This is a genomic window from Sulfuricella sp. (genome assembly GCF_035531155.1).
GTDB lineage: Bacteria > Pseudomonadota > Gammaproteobacteria > Burkholderiales > Sulfuricellaceae > Sulfuricella.
The window spans coordinates 1-15,323 of record NZ_DATKTK010000055.1 but is presented as its reverse complement, the minus strand read 5'-3'; the positions used below and the strand labels follow the sequence as shown (position 1 = coordinate 15,323).

Annotated in this window: 13 protein-coding genes and 3 tRNA genes; 12 read left to right on the top strand and 4 right to left on the bottom strand. The window is 55.6% G+C overall.

Annotated features, from left to right (window positions below):
- The first annotated feature begins 138 nt into the window (after positions 1-138).
- Positions 139-963: a Stp1/IreP family PP2C-type Ser/Thr phosphatase gene (locus VMV64_RS11670; RefSeq protein ID WP_325330478.1), complete on the top strand. Its 825-nt coding sequence runs from the start codon at positions 139-141 to the stop codon at positions 961-963.
- A gap of 4 nt (positions 964-967) precedes the next feature.
- Positions 968-1,660, top strand: coding sequence for an FHA domain-containing protein (locus VMV64_RS11665; RefSeq protein ID WP_325330476.1), 693 nt, complete (start codon positions 968-970; stop codon positions 1,658-1,660).
- Between the two features lie 168 nt (positions 1,661-1,828).
- On the opposite strand, the gene VMV64_RS11660 is transcribed toward VMV64_RS11665, so the two are convergent.
- The 4 genes from VMV64_RS11660 to hpnC are packed head-to-tail and all read right to left on the bottom strand — an operon-like array spanning position 1,829 to position 5,509.
- Positions 1,829-2,572, bottom strand: coding sequence for a YciK family oxidoreductase (locus tag VMV64_RS11660; RefSeq protein WP_325330474.1), 744 nt, complete (start codon positions 2,570-2,572; stop codon positions 1,829-1,831).
- Positions 2,569-3,855, bottom strand: a complete 1,287-nt coding sequence (hpnE, locus tag VMV64_RS11655) for a hydroxysqualene dehydroxylase HpnE (RefSeq protein WP_325330472.1) — start codon at positions 3,853-3,855, stop codon at positions 2,569-2,571. The genes VMV64_RS11660 and hpnE overlap by 4 nt, the downstream gene beginning before the upstream one ends.
- On the bottom strand, positions 3,852-4,685 hold the full coding sequence (gene hpnD / locus VMV64_RS11650) for a presqualene diphosphate synthase HpnD (RefSeq protein WP_325330470.1): 834 nt from the start codon (positions 4,683-4,685) through the stop codon (positions 3,852-3,854). The genes hpnE and hpnD overlap by 4 nt, the downstream gene beginning before the upstream one ends.
- Before the next feature lie 11 nt (positions 4,686-4,696).
- Positions 4,697-5,509 (bottom strand): squalene synthase HpnC, encoded by an 813-nt coding sequence (gene hpnC, locus VMV64_RS11645; RefSeq protein ID WP_325330468.1) that lies wholly within the window; start codon positions 5,507-5,509, stop codon positions 4,697-4,699.
- A gap of 76 nt (positions 5,510-5,585) precedes the next feature.
- Between hpnC and VMV64_RS11640 the strand changes: the two genes are divergently transcribed.
- The 10 genes from VMV64_RS11640 to VMV64_RS11595 form a co-directional block, all read left to right on the top strand.
- Positions 5,586-5,670 (top strand) — tRNA-Leu (locus VMV64_RS11640).
- A gap of 36 nt (positions 5,671-5,706) precedes the next feature.
- On the top strand, positions 5,707-7,011 hold the full coding sequence (gene tig / locus VMV64_RS11635; RefSeq protein ID WP_325330466.1) for a trigger factor: 1,305 nt from the start codon (positions 5,707-5,709) through the stop codon (positions 7,009-7,011).
- A 4-nt stretch (positions 7,012-7,015) separates the two neighbouring features.
- A complete protein-coding gene (gene clpP, locus VMV64_RS11630; RefSeq protein ID WP_325330464.1) occupies positions 7,016-7,645 on the top strand; it encodes an ATP-dependent Clp endopeptidase proteolytic subunit ClpP in 630 nt (209 codons plus the stop codon).
- A gap of 30 nt (positions 7,646-7,675) precedes the next feature.
- On the top strand, positions 7,676-8,938 hold the full coding sequence (clpX, locus tag VMV64_RS11625; protein WP_325330462.1) for an ATP-dependent Clp protease ATP-binding subunit ClpX: 1,263 nt from the start codon (positions 7,676-7,678) through the stop codon (positions 8,936-8,938).
- Positions 8,939-9,096: 158 nt separating this feature from the next.
- A complete protein-coding gene (lon, locus tag VMV64_RS11620; protein WP_325330460.1) occupies positions 9,097-11,520 on the top strand; it encodes an endopeptidase La in 2,424 nt (807 codons plus the stop codon).
- A 152-nt stretch (positions 11,521-11,672) separates the two neighbouring features.
- Positions 11,673-11,945 carry an HU family DNA-binding protein gene (locus VMV64_RS11615; protein WP_325330457.1) on the top strand — a complete coding sequence of 91 codons (273 nt, stop codon included), beginning with the start codon at positions 11,673-11,675 and terminating at the stop codon, positions 11,943-11,945.
- Between the two features lie 9 nt (positions 11,946-11,954).
- Positions 11,955-12,030, top strand: a tRNA-Val gene (locus tag VMV64_RS11610).
- Positions 12,031-12,050: 20 nt separating this feature from the next.
- A tRNA-Asp gene (locus VMV64_RS11605) sits at positions 12,051-12,127 on the top strand.
- Between the two features lie 61 nt (positions 12,128-12,188).
- The gene (locus VMV64_RS11600; protein WP_325330455.1) at positions 12,189-14,093 is read left to right on the top strand and encodes a SurA N-terminal domain-containing protein; all 1,905 of its coding nucleotides are present in this window, start codon (positions 12,189-12,191) and stop codon (positions 14,091-14,093) included.
- 552 nt (positions 14,094-14,645) lie between these two features.
- Positions 14,646-15,323, top strand: a 678-nt coding sequence (locus VMV64_RS11595) for a hypothetical protein (RefSeq protein ID WP_325330453.1), incomplete at its 3' end; no start/stop codon positions are given.

Below are 15,323 nucleotides of genomic sequence, written 5' to 3'. Positions count from 1 at the left end.
GCGGCTCTTTCGCGCCAGCTAGGCGGGGTGTAAAAATGATGGTTAAAATTTAAGGGTATCAATGTGGTTAACGCGCTCAACCATTATTGCTATGATGGCGCGACCAGAGACGGCTGATTTTCAGGGGGAACTGAACGCATGACAGTACAAAGCATGGTTGAATTCGCCAGCGCCACGGATACCGGCGTAGTGCGCAAATTCAATGAAGACAGCATTGCCACCGACAGCGAGATCGGTCTGATGGTGCTGGCTGACGGTATGGGCGGCTATATGGCCGGTGATGTGGCCAGCGCCTTGGCGATTTCGGTCGTTAAAGAAGAGTTGGGCACTGCACTGGGGAACCTGGCGCCTGTGGAGAACGACACGGCTAAAAGAGACTTGCCCCAGACGCTGGCTGTGAAGCGGGCGGCAGAAAAGGCCAACCAGATGATCTTGAGGGTGGCGCGAAAAAATTCGCAGTGCGAGGGGATGGGAACGACGCTGACGCTCGCCCTGTTCCACGAAGATCGCATTTCCATCGCCCATGTCGGGGATTCGCGCCTTTATCGCTTGCGCTATGACCGGCTTGAACAACTCACCATGGACCACTCATTGCTGCAGGGTCAGGTTGCAGCCGGATTGATCGATTCCGGGGACGCCAAGCTTTCACACAACCGCAACCTGGTTACTCGCGCTTTGGGCAAAGAGGAAAAGGTAGAAGTGGATGTGCGCGAAGCGGACGTGCTGCCGGGGGATGTCTACCTGCTTTGCTCCGACGGCCTGAATGATATGGTGGAGGATAGCGACATCGAGCTGGCCTTGTGCGAACTCAAGGCAAATTTGCCGCTGGCGGCGAATTTATTGGTCCAGATGGCGAACGACAATGGCGGGCACGACAATGTTTCCGTGGTTCTGGCTCGGGTGCAGGTACAACTCGCCAGGCGCGGCCTGCTTGAGAGTCTGTTCGGCTGGTTCAGGAGATAAGGAAATGGCGAAACTGGTTGTGATTTTGAATGGCGCGATGGTAGGAAATCATTTTATCGATAAGGGGCGGATCACCATTGGTCGTCGGTACGGCAACGACATTTGCCTCGACGATCCGGGGGTGAGCAAGGAACATGCAGTCATTCAGACTGTGGGCAACGATCATATTTTCGAGGATATGGGCAGCACCAACGGCTCGACCATGAACGGCGGTTGTATTACCAAACATATTCTGCAAAATGGCGAGGTGATAGACATCGGCGCTTATCAGATCAAGTATGCCAACATCAAAGCCAACCCGGAAATGGATTACGACCGGACCCTGATGATACGTACCGTCGATCGGGAGGTCGGCGCAGTGCCGCAGTCCGCTGGAACGGAGGCGGGCAGCTATGCTTCGGTGTCGACTGCGCGGTCGTCGCTCCGGGCGGGTTTTCCGTTGGGCGAGGTGATAGGCATCAAGGGCGAGTTTGCCGGTCAGACAATCGAGTTGGAGCGGCCGCTTAAAACCTTCGGAACGACGGGGGGGCAAGTTGCGGTGATCATGCGGCGGCCGCCCGGCTACTTCATCACCCACGTGGAAGGGAATAAAACCGCGCGGGTTAACGGTCAGGCCATCGGCAGCGAGCCCCATACCCTGCAGGACGGTGATGTGATCGAGGTCGGACAGGAAAAGTTTGAATTTTTCCTGAAGTAGTGGCTAGCAGCCTGTCGGACTTGAAGAATCGAAGCGAAAAATGAGCTGGTCGAGGGCAGATTTTCACGATTTTCAAGCCAATAGTTATTCATATTGGCGCAGGAAAGCGGGGAAATATGCACCGGCCAGGTCATTTTGCAGCCGATTTCCTTTAAGTCCGACAGGCTGCTAGTGGTTCGCCTCGATAATTTGGCCACTCGTCCCATGGCTGTCCGGCCCCATGAGATAGAGGTAGAGCGGCATCAGTGTTTCAGGCTTGGGCAGGCTATCCTTGCGCTCACCGGGATAGGTGCGGAGACGCTGTGGCGACTGCACCGGGCCGGGCACCACCGTATTGATGCGTAGCGTGGGGTAGACCTCCAGTTCCTGTGCCCAGATCTTCACCAGCGTTTCCACGCCGCTCTTGGCGACGGCAAAGCCACCCCAGAAGGCCGTTGGGGTGTGGCCGTGGGTTTCCGAGGTCATCAGGATCGAAGCATCCGGCGAAGCTTTCAGCAGTGGCAGGCAAGCGCGGGTGAGGGCGAAGGGCGCGGCCAGATTGACGCGCAGCAGTGGCAGCCACTGCTCCAGGGTTTGGTCTTCCAGCGGCTGCGGACGGTCAACCTTGGCGGCGTTGTGCAGAATGCCGTCGAGCCGTCCGAGCTGTCCGCCGATGCCGGCAGCCATTGCGGCGAAATCCTTGTCTTCCGCCTTGCTCAGGTCAAGCGGGAAAATCGCCGGCTGCGGGTGGCCTGCCGTCTCGATTTCATCGTATACCGCTTCCAGTTTTTTTACCGAGCGGCCATGCAGGATGACCGTGGCGCCGTGGGCAGCGAAGGTCAATGCTGCGGTTTTGCCGATGCCTTGGCCCGCCCCTGTGACGAGAATGACGCGGCCCTTCAGTAGATCTTGCGGTGCTTGGTAGTTTTTCATGGCGATTCCAGAATAAGTTGTGCGCATTTTACCCCACTTCGTACCGCGCTTTCGAGAGTGGCGGGGTAATCGCCGGCGGTGTAGTCGCCGGCGAGGTAGAAATTCGGCAGCGGGGTGGCTTGGCCGGGGCGTTCCAGGTCCGGACTACAGGCAAAGGTGGCGCGTTTTTCCGCAATCACCTTGTGCCACAGAGCTTGCGGCAGGTCGGGAAGGACCGCACGTAGTTCGTCATTCACACGCTGTGCCAGGTCGTCGTGATCAAGTGCCTGGTGCGGTCCTTCCGCGCTGATTACGGCACACAGCAGGCCGGCTTCGCGGTTGAGCTGGCCGTGGTCGAACACCCATTGAGTGACTCCTCCGTACAGGCCGATCATGGGCCGGGGCAGGCAGGTTGCTGCGGGATATTGCAGGAACACGCTGTAGATCGGCTGGTAACTGAAGCGGTCAACCTGTGCTCTTGCTTCCGCCAGTTCAGGCAGGTTGGCGGTAAGCGCGGCCAAGCGATATGGCGCCACCGCGCAAATGACCTGGTCGAACTTTTCCGACCCTGGTCGCATTTCGAGGGAGAAGCCGGCAGCCTCGGCTTTGACTGCAAGCACTGTTTGGGAATGGATGATTTTGCCGCCATGGTTTTCGATGAACGCGGTAGCGTGTTCAGGAAAGAGATGGGTCAGATTGGCCAGTGGCAGCAGCATGTCGCTGTCTTCCCGGCTGCCGGCCAGGCTGTCGCGCAGGACGTTGAGGAATACCTGGGCCGAGGCGGTCTCAAGCGGGGTATTGAGCGCGGCGACGCAGAGCGGCTCCCATAAATAGCGGCGCAGATTGCCAGTCTGACCATGTATCGTCAGCATCTTGCCGGCGCCGATATCGGCTCCAAGGCGGAAATCCCGGCGCCGCATCGCGCTCATGAAGCGCGCGGCGGAGAGACGTTCGCCCCAAGCCAGGCCGCGCGCCGTGAGCAGGCCTAGCGCCAAGTGTAGCGGGGCTGGTAGCCGAGCTGCTTGCAGGCTGAAGCGGCCAGGAATGATCAGTTGCAATGGCAGCCGCAGCAGCAGCGCAGCAGGGTCGGCGCCGGTCATGCGCATCAGGCGCAGGGTTTCGCGGTAGGCGCCGAGGAGAATGTGCTGGCCGTTATCCAGTGCCACGCTGCGGTAATCTACCCGTCGTGCACGCCCACCCAGCTGCCTGGCTGCCTCGAAGACGGTGACGGATACCCCTTGCGCGGCCAGCTCCACCGCCGCCGTCAGGCCGGCGTAGCCGGCGCCGATGACCGCGACTTTCATTCCTTGAGCCAGGTGCTGCACGCAATCCACAGTTTGCGCAGTGGCGTCAGCGAGATGCGCTGATTCAGGACGTGGTAGCCGTCTTGTCTGACTTCATCCAGTACGGCATGGTAAATTGCCGCCATGATCAGGCCGGTGCGCTGATTCTTGCGATCCGCCGCGGGCAACTCGGCAAACGCCTGGGCATAGTATTGATTTGCCCGCTCGCCCTGGAACGCCATCAGCTGGCTGAAATTCTCGGTTTCCCGGCCATGCAGAATGTCGGCTTCGCTGACGCCGAACCGGGTCAGCTCGTCCAGCGGCAGATAGATGCGGTTGCGCCGGGCATCTTCGCCGACATCGCGGATGATGTTGGTGAGCTGGAAAGCCAGTCCGAGGTCGTGGGCGTAGGCTTCGGTGCGCGCATCCTGGTAACCGAAAATGCGTGCGGAAAGCAGTCCCACCACTCCAGCCACACGGTGACAGTAGAGCTGGAGCTGGTCGAAATCGGCATAGCGGTTCTGGGTCAGATCCATTTCCATGCCGGCGATGATTTCATCGAATTCAGTAGCGGGCAGGCCGAATTCCCGAACCAGCGGGGCCAGGGCCTGCCCCACGGGGTGTTCGGGGTTGCCGGCGAAGATATGGGAGACTTCATTGCGCCACCAGGCGAGCTTGGTGCGGGCGATGACCACATCGTGGCATTCGTCGGCGACATCGTCCACTTCGCGGCAGAAGGCATAGAGGGCGGTGATGGCCCGGCGCTTGAGCGGCGGCAGGAAAAGAAAGCTGTAATAGAAGCTGGAGCCGCTTTTTGCGGCCCGTTCCTGGCAGTATTGGTCAGGGGTCAAGGTGTTTGCTTTCATTTTTTTCGCAGGGCCCGGTATAGCATGAATACCCAGTCGCCGGGCTTGATCAGCGGACGGTCATTGAAGATATCGCCGCCGGATTTGTGCAGTTTGCGCAGGATGGTTTCGCCGCCCATGATGATCATGCGCATTTCCAGGCCGATCCTGCCGCGCAGCACGCTGCCGAGCGGCGCACCCGCCTGCAGCAGCTTGCGCGTGCGCTCGATCTGGAACTGCATGAAGGGCTTCCACAGGCCGCTGCTGTCTCCGCGCGCGATTTGCGTTTCGGTAATGCGGTATTTTGCCAGTTCATCCTGCGGCAGGTAAATCCTGTCCTTGTCGTGGTAGTCGATGGCGATATCCTGGAGGAAGTTGATCAGCTGCAGGCTGGAGCAAATGGCGTTCGAGTAGCTGATGTTGCGTTCCGTCGCCGCGTCGTAAAGGTGGAGCAGCAGCAGGCCGACCGGATTGGCGGAGCGCTGGCAGTAATCCATCACCTCGCCAAAGTGGGCGTAACGTTTTTTGATGACATCCTGGGAAAAGGCGTCGAGCAGGTCGTAAAAAGGTTGCAGCGGCAGGCGATGGCGGTCGATGATCTCTTTTAGCTCGTGAAACAGTGGAGTCGCAGGGGGCAGGCCGGCTCCGATTCTGTCCAGTTCGGCACGAAAGCCGCCGAGCAGAGCCAGTCGCTCATTATCGTCGAGATCGCCTTCATCCGCGAAATCGTCAGCCGCACGGGCGAAAGCGTAAATGACGCCAACCGGGCGGCGCAGCCGTTTTGGCAGCAAGACGGATGCCACCGGAAAATTTTCATAGTGTTGAGGCATAGGGATTTCAGGTAGGATGGCACGCGGAAAAGGAAGCTGACAGCCGATCATCGAATATATTACACTATAGGTTTTTGCGAAAGTGGCGGAATTGGTAGACGCACTGGATTTAGGTTCCAGCGCCGCAAGGTGTGGGGGTTCGAGTCCCCCCTTTCGCACCAGACTTTATAACTTACCCATCTGTAAGGATTTTCCTCATGCAAGCCAACCTCGAGCAAATTAGCACCCTGGAACGTCGTATCAACCTGGTTGTGCCAATGCAGCAGATCGAAACCGAGGTCAACAATCGCCTCCGCGACATCGCCCGCAATACCAAACTGGATGGTTTCCGCCGTGGCAAGGTGCCGTTGAGCCTGGTCACCAAGCAATACGGCGGCCAGATTCATCAGGAGGTATTGGGCGATGCGGTGCAAAAGAGCTTCATGGATGCTGTGCAAGCTCACCAGCTCAAAGTGGCAGGCTATCCGCGCATTGAACCCAGAACCGATGCGACGGACAAGGAAGCCATCGAATTTTCCGCCACGTTCGAGGTCTACCCTGAAATTATGTTGGGGGAGATTGGCTCCGCTAAAATCACTCGTCCGGTGGTCACGGTGAGCGATGCCGATGTGGACAAAACCCTGGAGGTATTGCGTAAACAGCGCGTGCAGTTCAATACTGTTGACCGCGCCTCGCAGACCGGCGATGTGGTCACGCTGGATTATGTGGGAAAGATTGATGGTGCCGTATTTGCCGGCGGAGAAGCCAGGGGTTTCCGCGTGGTGCTGGGCGAAGGCCGCACCCTGGCGGAGTTTGAAACGGCGCTGGTTGACGTGAAGGCGGGTGAAAACAAGTCGTTTAACGTGACCTTCCCGGGCGATTACCAAGCCAAGGAACTGGCTGGCAAAACGGCTACGTTCGAGGTGTCAGTCACGGATGTGGCTGCGCCGCAACTGCCGGAGGTGGATGCCGAGTTCGCCAGGAGTCTGGGTATCACCGATGGCGACGTGCAAAAAATGCGCGCTGAAATTCAGGCCAATCTGGAACGTGAAGTCAAGAATCGCATTCATGCCAGGCTCAAAGAGCAAATCATGCAGGCGCTTTTGGACAGCACCAAAATTGATGTGCCCAAGTCGCTGCTGGAAATGGAAACCCAGCGTCTGATGGAGAACGCACTTAAAGACATGCAGGCGCGCGGCATGAATGTTAATGATGTGCCGTTACCTGCCGATATATTTGCTGAGCAGGCAGTGCGCCGGGTCAGCCTGGGACTGATTCTTGCCGAAGCAGTGCGCGTCAACGAACTAACTGCCAAGCCTGAGCAGATCAAAGCCCTGATTCAGGATTTTGCGCAAAGTTACGAAGATCCACAGGAAGTGATAAAGTGGCATCATCAAAACCTCGAGCGCATGCAGGAAATCGAGTCCCTGGCGTTGGAAAACAATGTTGTGGAATGGGCGCTGGAGCGGGTTCAGGTTGAAGACCAGTCGATCAGTTTCGACGAATTGATGGGGAAGGCGTAACAGAATGATGGATAACCGTAGTTGGGAGCCGCAAGGCTTGGGTCTGGTACCCATGGTGGTCGAACAAAGCGGCCGCGGTGAGCGTGCCTATGATATTTATTCACGGCTGCTCAAGGAGCGCGTTGTATTTTTGGTAGGCCCCGTGAACGAAGTCTCAGCCAATCTGGTAGTCGCGCAGTTGCTGTTCCTGGAATCGGAAAACCCGGACAAGGATATTTATCTATATATCAACTCGCCGGGCGGATCGGTGTCTGCCGGGTTGTCGGTTTATGACACCATGCAGTTCATCAAGCCGGACGTGAGCACCTTGTGCATGGGGCAGGCAGCCAGCATGGGAGCATTCCTGCTTACAGCGGGTGCCAAAGGCAAGCGTTTTTGCCTGCCCAATTCACGCATGATGATTCATCAGCCCAGCGGCGGTTTCCAGGGGCAGGCTTCGGATATCGAGATTCACGCCAAGGAAATCATTTATCTGCGCGGGCGGCTCAATGACATGATGGCGCTTCACACCGGCCAATCCAAGGAAACCATTGAGAAAGACACGGATCGTGATAATTTCATGAGTGCGGACGAAGCCGTGAAATATGGTCTGGTAGACAAGGTGATCACCAGCCGCATGGACAACGTCGGTTAACGCCGACCACCTCAGCCAACGGAGAGTTTTATGTCATCAGATAAAGGAAGCGGAGAAAAGCTGCTCTATTGCTCATTTTGCGGCAAAAGCCAGCATGAAGTCCGCAAGCTGATTGCAGGGCCTTCTGTATTCATTTGCGATGAATGCGTTGAACTGTGCAACGACATCATCCGTGAGGAAGTGCAGCAGGGGCAGGGTGGCAAGTCCGGCAAGTCCGATTTGCCTACGCCACGCGAAATCCAGGAAATTCTGGGGGAATACGTGATCGGTCAGGAAACTGCCAAGCGTATCCTTTCGGTCGCGGTATATAACCACTATAAACGCCTGCGCCATCAGGGCGGCAAGGACGACGTGGAGTTGTCAAAGAGCAATATTTTGCTGATTGGCCCCACCGGATCGGGCAAGACCTTGCTTGCGCAAACCCTTGCACGCCTATTGAACGTGCCCTTCGTCATCGCCGACGCAACCACGCTGACCGAAGCCGGTTATGTGGGCGAGGATGTGGAAAACATCATCCAGAAGCTGCTGCAAAAATGCGATTACGATGTCGAAAAAGCAAAAAACGGCATTGTTTATATTGACGAAATAGACAAGATTTCGCGCAAATCAGATAATCCATCGATTACCCGTGACGTATCCGGCGAGGGTGTGCAACAGGCGCTGTTGAAGCTGATTGAGGGCACGATTGCCTCCATCCCTCCCCAAGGCGGACGCAAACACCCGAATCAGGAATTTGTTCAGGTAGATACCGGCAATATTCTATTCATCTGCGGTGGTGCGTTCTCGGGCTTGGAAAAAGTGGTTCAGAATCGCTCCAGTAAAGGCGGTATCGGTTTTGGCGCGGAAGTGAAAAGCAAGGACAACAGCCGCAATATTTCGCAGTTGCTACGCGATGTGGAACCGGAAGATTTGATCAAGTTCGGCCTGATTCCTGAATTCGTAGGGCGCCTGCCGGTCGTTGCCACACTCGAAGAGTTGGACGAAGCGGCGCTGATGACTATCCTCACCGAACCTAAAAACGCACTGACCAAGCAATACGCCAAGCTGTTCGAGATGGAAGGTGCGGAACTCGAGTTTCGCGACAGCGCGTTGGCAGCGATCGCCAAACGCGCGCTGGAACGCAAAACCGGTGCGCGCGGACTGCGTTCCATTATTGAGCACGCCCTGCTTGATACCATGTTCGAACTTCCTTCCATGGACAATGTCACTAAAGTAGTGGTGGATGAATCGGTCATCACCGGTGAAGGTAAACCATTGCTCATTTATTCTGACCAGCCAAAAGTGGCTTCCTGAAACACCGCGGGCATGTTGATTTTGCCCGCGAGTAAAAAAGTTTTCGCTTGGATTCAATCGCTTGTGGCACATTGGTGCAGGTGCGACTTGAATTTGCTTGAGCCGCCCTGCATTTGGTGTCCTAGTCTTTTTTTACTGACATAAGGTTAAACACCATCATGGCCTTACTCCAAGATTCCGAAGAATTAACGCTCCCGCTTTTGCCTTTGCGCGATGTTGTCGTGTTCCCGCATATGGTTATTCCTCTATTTGTCGGGCGGCCAAAATCCATCAAGGCGCTGGAAACCGCAATGGAATCCGGCAAGAGCATCCTGTTGGTAGCGCAAAAATCTGCTGCCAAAGATGAGCCATCGCCGGAAGATTTGTACACCATCGGCACCGTCGCCACGATATTGCAGATGCTCAAATTGCCGGACGGTACGGTAAAAGTACTGGTTGAGGGCAACCAGCGCGCCAAGGTTATCGAATATTCAGATGTGGATAGCCATTTTGTCGGGCGTGCCGAGCTGGTACCTGCCGACGACACCAGTGCCGACAATGAGGCAGAGGCGATGCGCCGCGCGCTGGTTGCGCAGTTCGACCAGTATGTGAAGCTCAACAAAAAAATCCCACCTGAAATACTTACCTCGCTGGTTGGTATCGACGAAGCCGGGCGCCTCGCGGATACCGTAGCGGCGCATTTACCGCTGAAGCTGGAACAGAAACAGGAAATCCTGGAAATGTTCCCGGTGCGTGCTCGACTCGAACATCTGATGAGCCTGATGGAAGGCGAAATTGATATTCTGCAGGTGGAAAAACGTATCCGTGGCCGCGTCAAGCGCCAGATGGAGAAAAGCCAGCGCGAGTATTATCTGAATGAGCAGGTCAAAGCGATCCAGAAAGAGCTCGGCGATATGGAAGAGGGCGCCGACCTCGAAGACCTCGAGAAGCGCATCCAGGAAGCGCACATGTCCAAGGAAGGACTCGCCAAGGCCGAGGCCGAACTGAAAAAACTCAAATTGATGTCACCAATGTCAGCAGAAGCAACGGTTGTACGCAGCTACATTGAAACCCTGGTGGGATTGCCCTGGAAGAAAAAAACCAAGATCAGCAAGGACTTGAAAAAGGCCGAGGCGGTTCTTGATCTCGATCACTATGGTTTGGACAAAGTAAAGGAACGCATCGTCGAGTACCTTGCGGTGCAGCAGCGTGTGGACAAGCTCAAGGGCCCGATCCTGTGCCTGGTGGGTCCGCCCGGGGTGGGCAAAACTTCGCTCGGGCAATCAATCGCCAAGGCCACTAATCGCAAGTTTATCCGCATGGCCTTGGGAGGCGTGCGTGACGAGTCCGAGATTCGCGGTCACCGGCGTACCTATATTGGTTCCATGCCAGGCAAAATCCTGCAAAGCATGAGCAAGGTAGGTGTTCGTAACCCGCTGTTTCTGCTCGACGAAGTGGACAAGATGGGGCAGGATTTCCGCGGAGATCCATCCTCAGCACTGCTTGAAGTCCTGGATCCGGAGCAAAATCATACGTTTGCGGACCACTATGTGGAGGTGGAATTCGATCTTTCCGATGTGATGTTCGTGGCTACCGCGAATACCCTGAATATTCCGGCACCACTGCTGGATCGGATGGAAATTATCCGTTTGTCGGGTTATACCGAGGACGAAAAGGTTAATATTGCTGAGCGTTATCTGGTAACCAAGCAGATGAAGGCGAACGGGCTCAAACCCGAGGAATTCGCGATTTCCGAGAGTGCATTGCGCGACATCGTGCGTTACTACACGCGTGAAGCCGGGGTGCGCAGCCTGGACCGCGATATCGCCAAAATCTGCCGCAAAGCGGTCAAGGCCTTGCTCATGAAGCAGAGCAAAGCCAGCAAGATTAGTGTGACTGCCCGCAATCTGGACAAGTATCTGGGTGTGCGCCGCTTCAGCTACGGTGTTGCCGAAAAGAATAATAAGATTGGCCAGGTGACCGGCCTGGCATGGACGGAGGTGGGCGGCGAACTGCTCACCATCGAGGGCGTACTATTGCCCGGCAAGGGAAAAATGATTACCACCGGCCAGCTTGGCGAGGTGATGCAGGAGTCCATCCAGGCCGCGATGTCGGTAGTGCGTAGTCGCTCTGCAGTATTGGGTATTCCGCAGGACTTTTACCAGAAAAATGATATCCACATTCACTTGCCCGAAGGCGCCACACCCAAGGATGGACCGAGTGCAGGTGTAGGTATCTGTACCGCAATGGTGTCGGTGTTGACTGGCATCCCGGTACGCGCGGATGTGGCAATGACTGGCGAGATCACGCTGCGTGGCGAGGTCCTGCCCATTGGTGGCTTGAAAGAAAAACTGCTGGCCGCGCATCGAGGTGGGATCAAGACCGTATTGATTCCTGAAGAAAATGTGCGTGACCTGGTGGAGATTCCGGAAAACATCAAAAATAAGCTCGATATCCAGCCGGTAAAATGGATAGATCAGGTGCTGAAAATGGCGCTGGAGCGGATGCCCGAAGCATTGCCAGTGGAACCGACACCTGCCGTTGAGGGGGCCCCTGTGGCAGCAGTTGAAGCCGACGCTGTGGCTGTAATCACCAAGCATTAGCAGGGTTTTTTGCCTAATCAGAAAATCGCCGCCCCACGGGGCGGTTTTTTTATGCTAAATTGCTGGAAGCCGCTTGACACAAGGTTTTCCAGCTTGTTATAAAGCGGATGCAGGGTATTCCTGTGGCTGACTCTACGAGAAAGGGGACACACGTGAACAAATCCGAATTGATAGATGCTATCGCCGAATCTGCCGATATTTCCAAGGCAGCAGCAGGCCGCGCATTGGACGCTGCTGTGGATGCAGTTAAAGTCGCCCTGAAAAAAGGCGATATGGTGACGCTGGTTGGTTTTGGTTCTTTCTATGTTGGTAAACGCGCAGCCCGCACCGGTCGCAATCCACGTACAGGTGCTGAAATTAAAATCAAAGCGGCTAAAGTTCCCAAATTCCGCGCTGGAAAAGCGCTCAAAGATGCAGTAAACTAGCGCCTTTCCGGGTGCTTAGCTCAGTTGGTAGAGCGTCGCCCTTACAAGGCGAATGTCGGGGGTTCGAACCCCTCAGCACCCACCAGTATGACAACACCGGTATCTGGAGTGGTAGTTCAGTTGGTTAGAATACCGGCTTGTCACGCCGGGGGTCGCGGGTTCGAGTCCCGTCCACTCCGCCAATACGAAAGGCGAACGCAAGTTCGCCTTTTTTTGTTTGCCTGAGCTCTATACATAACTACTATGCTTGATGCAATTCGCGAACGTGCCCAAGGTTGGCTTGCCAAAGTTATTTTGGGGTTGATTACTATTCCTTTCATGCTGTGGGGGGTGGAATCTTATTTTAACAAGAGCAGTGATGGTGATGTCCTTGCCAGTGTGAATGGCGACAAGGTGACGCGCCAGGAATTCGACCATGCCCTCAAGGCGCAGCAGCAGGAAATGCGCGCATCCATGGGGGCGGCATATGATCCGGCCATGTTTAATGATCCGAAAATCCGCAAATCGGTTCTGGATGGCGTCATCAACCAGCGCCTGATTATCAATGCGGCCGCCAAAGCGGGCATGGTGGTCAGTGATGCAGAAATGGCCAGAATTATTGCCAGCCTGCCCGCGTTTCAGGAAAGCGGCCAGTTCTCGCAAACCCGTTATGATCAGGTGCTGCGCCAACAAGGCATGAGCATCAGCGAGTTTGAAAATCAGTTGCGCCAGGAATTGCTGATTAACGATATGCGTTCTGTTTTCCAGGCTTCAGCTATCGTGCCGTCCAACGTCGCTGCGCTTTTTTTGCAGGCATACGAGCAGCAACGCGAAATCAGTACCGCTAAACTTACGCCCGAACAATTCCTGGGCCAGGTCCAGGTGAGTGCTGCGGATGTACAAAACTGGTACAACGCACATAAGGCTGATTACACCTTGCCGGAACAGGCACGCTTTCAGTACGTGGTGCTGTCACAGGATGCGCTGGCCAGCCAGGTCAAGATCAGCGACGCCGAGGTCAAGCAGTATTACGATCAGAACAGCGCCAAATACAGCGAGCCCGAGCAGCGCCGTGCCAGCCATATCCTGATTGCCGTCAACTCTGGCGATAATGCCCAACAGCGTGCGGCAGCCAAAGCCCGCGCCGAGACTATTTACCAGCAAGTCAAAGCTAATCCGGCCAGTTTTGCTGCAGTCGCCAAACATGAATCCAGTGATACCGGTTCAGCCTTGCAAGGCGGCGATTTGGGCTGGTTTCCGCGCAATGCAATGGTTAAACCTTTTGCAGATGCTGTATTCGCAATGCATAGCGGTGACATCAGCCGGCCCGTGCAGAGTGAATTCGGTTACCACATCATCGAATTGACTGGAATCAAGCCTGCACGCACACGCAGTCTGGATGAGGTCAAGGCTGATATCGTGCGGGATTTGCAGGCACAGCAAGCAGCCAAACGCTTTGCAGATGTGGCGGAAACGTTCAGTAATAAAGTGTACGAACAATCCGACAGCCTCAAGCCGGTGGCCGATGCGTTGAAATTGCAAGTTACAGACTCGGGCTGGCTAAGCCGTAAGGAGGGGGGCAGCAGCCTGCTGGCAAATCCGAAAATGCTGCAAGCGCTGTTTTCTGACGATGTACTGAAAAACAAGCGCAATACCGAAGCCATCGAAGCTGCTCCCAACACCCTGGTTTCGGCACGTCTGCTCGAATACAAACCCGCTGCGCTGCAACCGCTGGATACGGTACGCGCTGCCATTGAACAACAACTCAAACGCAGCCAGGCGATAGCGCTGGCCGAAAAACAGGGCAAGCAGGATTTGGCCCAATTGCGTGCGGGCAAGGAACCGGGCGTGCAATGGAGTACGTTCCAGGCGGTTACACGCCAGCAACCCGCTGTATTGCCGCAGGGTTTGCTTGAACCCGTGTTTAGCGCAGATGCACAGCACTTCCCTGCGTATGTCGGTGCCACTGGCGCCGATGGTAGCTACACCCTGGTGCGCGTGACTCGGGTAATTGCCCCCCCGACAGCAGATACCGCCAAGGTCAAAGCCGTGCAAGATCAACTTGCGCAATTGGCAGCACAAGTCGATTTTGCCAATTATCTCACTAGCCTGGAAAGCAAGGCCAAGATCGATATCCGTCGCGCAAGCCTGGACAAACCCATACAATAAATCCTGTCCAGTGAAGCTCGGGCGGGTGCCGGTTTTAGCCTGCTCAGCGCTGAATTGATTGGCATCCCTTAGATTTTGCGGACCGAAGGTCCGGTGGGAATGGCCTCTGGCATCTGGCCACTCTCTTCATCTTGGTGAGCACTTGGCCGGTATGCATCACCGGCATAGGTCAACTCAAGCCCCCTTGTATCAAACCCTCTGAATTCCATCCGCCCTCTTTTTTGATGTCGACGGTGCGGTTTTGCTGATTTCGCCCGCAGGTACTATTGCATTTGTTTTGCATACGACATCATGACTGGTTATCAAATCTAGACCTACCCGTTATTTAGGCTATATTGTGGGTTACCCGCCGAAGCTACGGGCGGTTTCTTGACTCTCTTTAAATATGTATCTATAGTACATCTTATATTTTTGACAGCGACATGCTGCAGGGTCGATAGTGCGGTCGGATTCGGCAAGCAATGTCAGAGATGCTCCCAATATGGGGATGGAACAGGTCAAATCGCTGACCGTGCTTAAGCGGCGTGGCCTTTATCTCAAGGAGATCGATCCATGGAAACGCGTAACGATGTAACTGAGGTAAATCAAGGTATTGCTGGTCACGGCTCGTTTTTCCAGGACGCGGGATTATCCCGCGGCGATGCCGAGAAAGCCACCGAGTGGGTGCGCAAGCATGTGGACAAGCGCACCGTTGATCTCGGTGAGCGGATGGACGACATCCGCGATCACATGTGGGAACTGGAGAAGGATGGACAGATCATCGTTCATCGCATTACCGATGCGCACAAACCGGTTGAGGTACAGACCCTGTTCGGCTGGACCAAACGCATCCCCACCAATCAACTGTGGCACCACAAATCGTGCGGACAGTGCGGCAATATTCCCGGCTATCCCACCTCCCTGATGTGGCTCATGAACAAGTTCAGTTTCGAGCCCGGTAAAGACTACCTCGACGAAACCGACCAGACTTCCTGCACCGCCTGGAATTACCACGGGTCCGGCATCGGCAACGTCGAATCCCTGGCGGCCGTGTTCCTGCGCAACTTCCACCAGGCCTATATTTCCGGCAAGCAGCATGGCTTTGAGGCGGGTCACTTCTTCCCGCTGGTGCATTGCGGCACCTCCTTCGGCAACTACAAGGAAATCCGCAAATACCTGGTTGAATCCGCTGAACTGCGCGAGCGCGTTACCAAGATCCTCGGCAAGCTGGGGCGTCTGGTGGACGGCAAG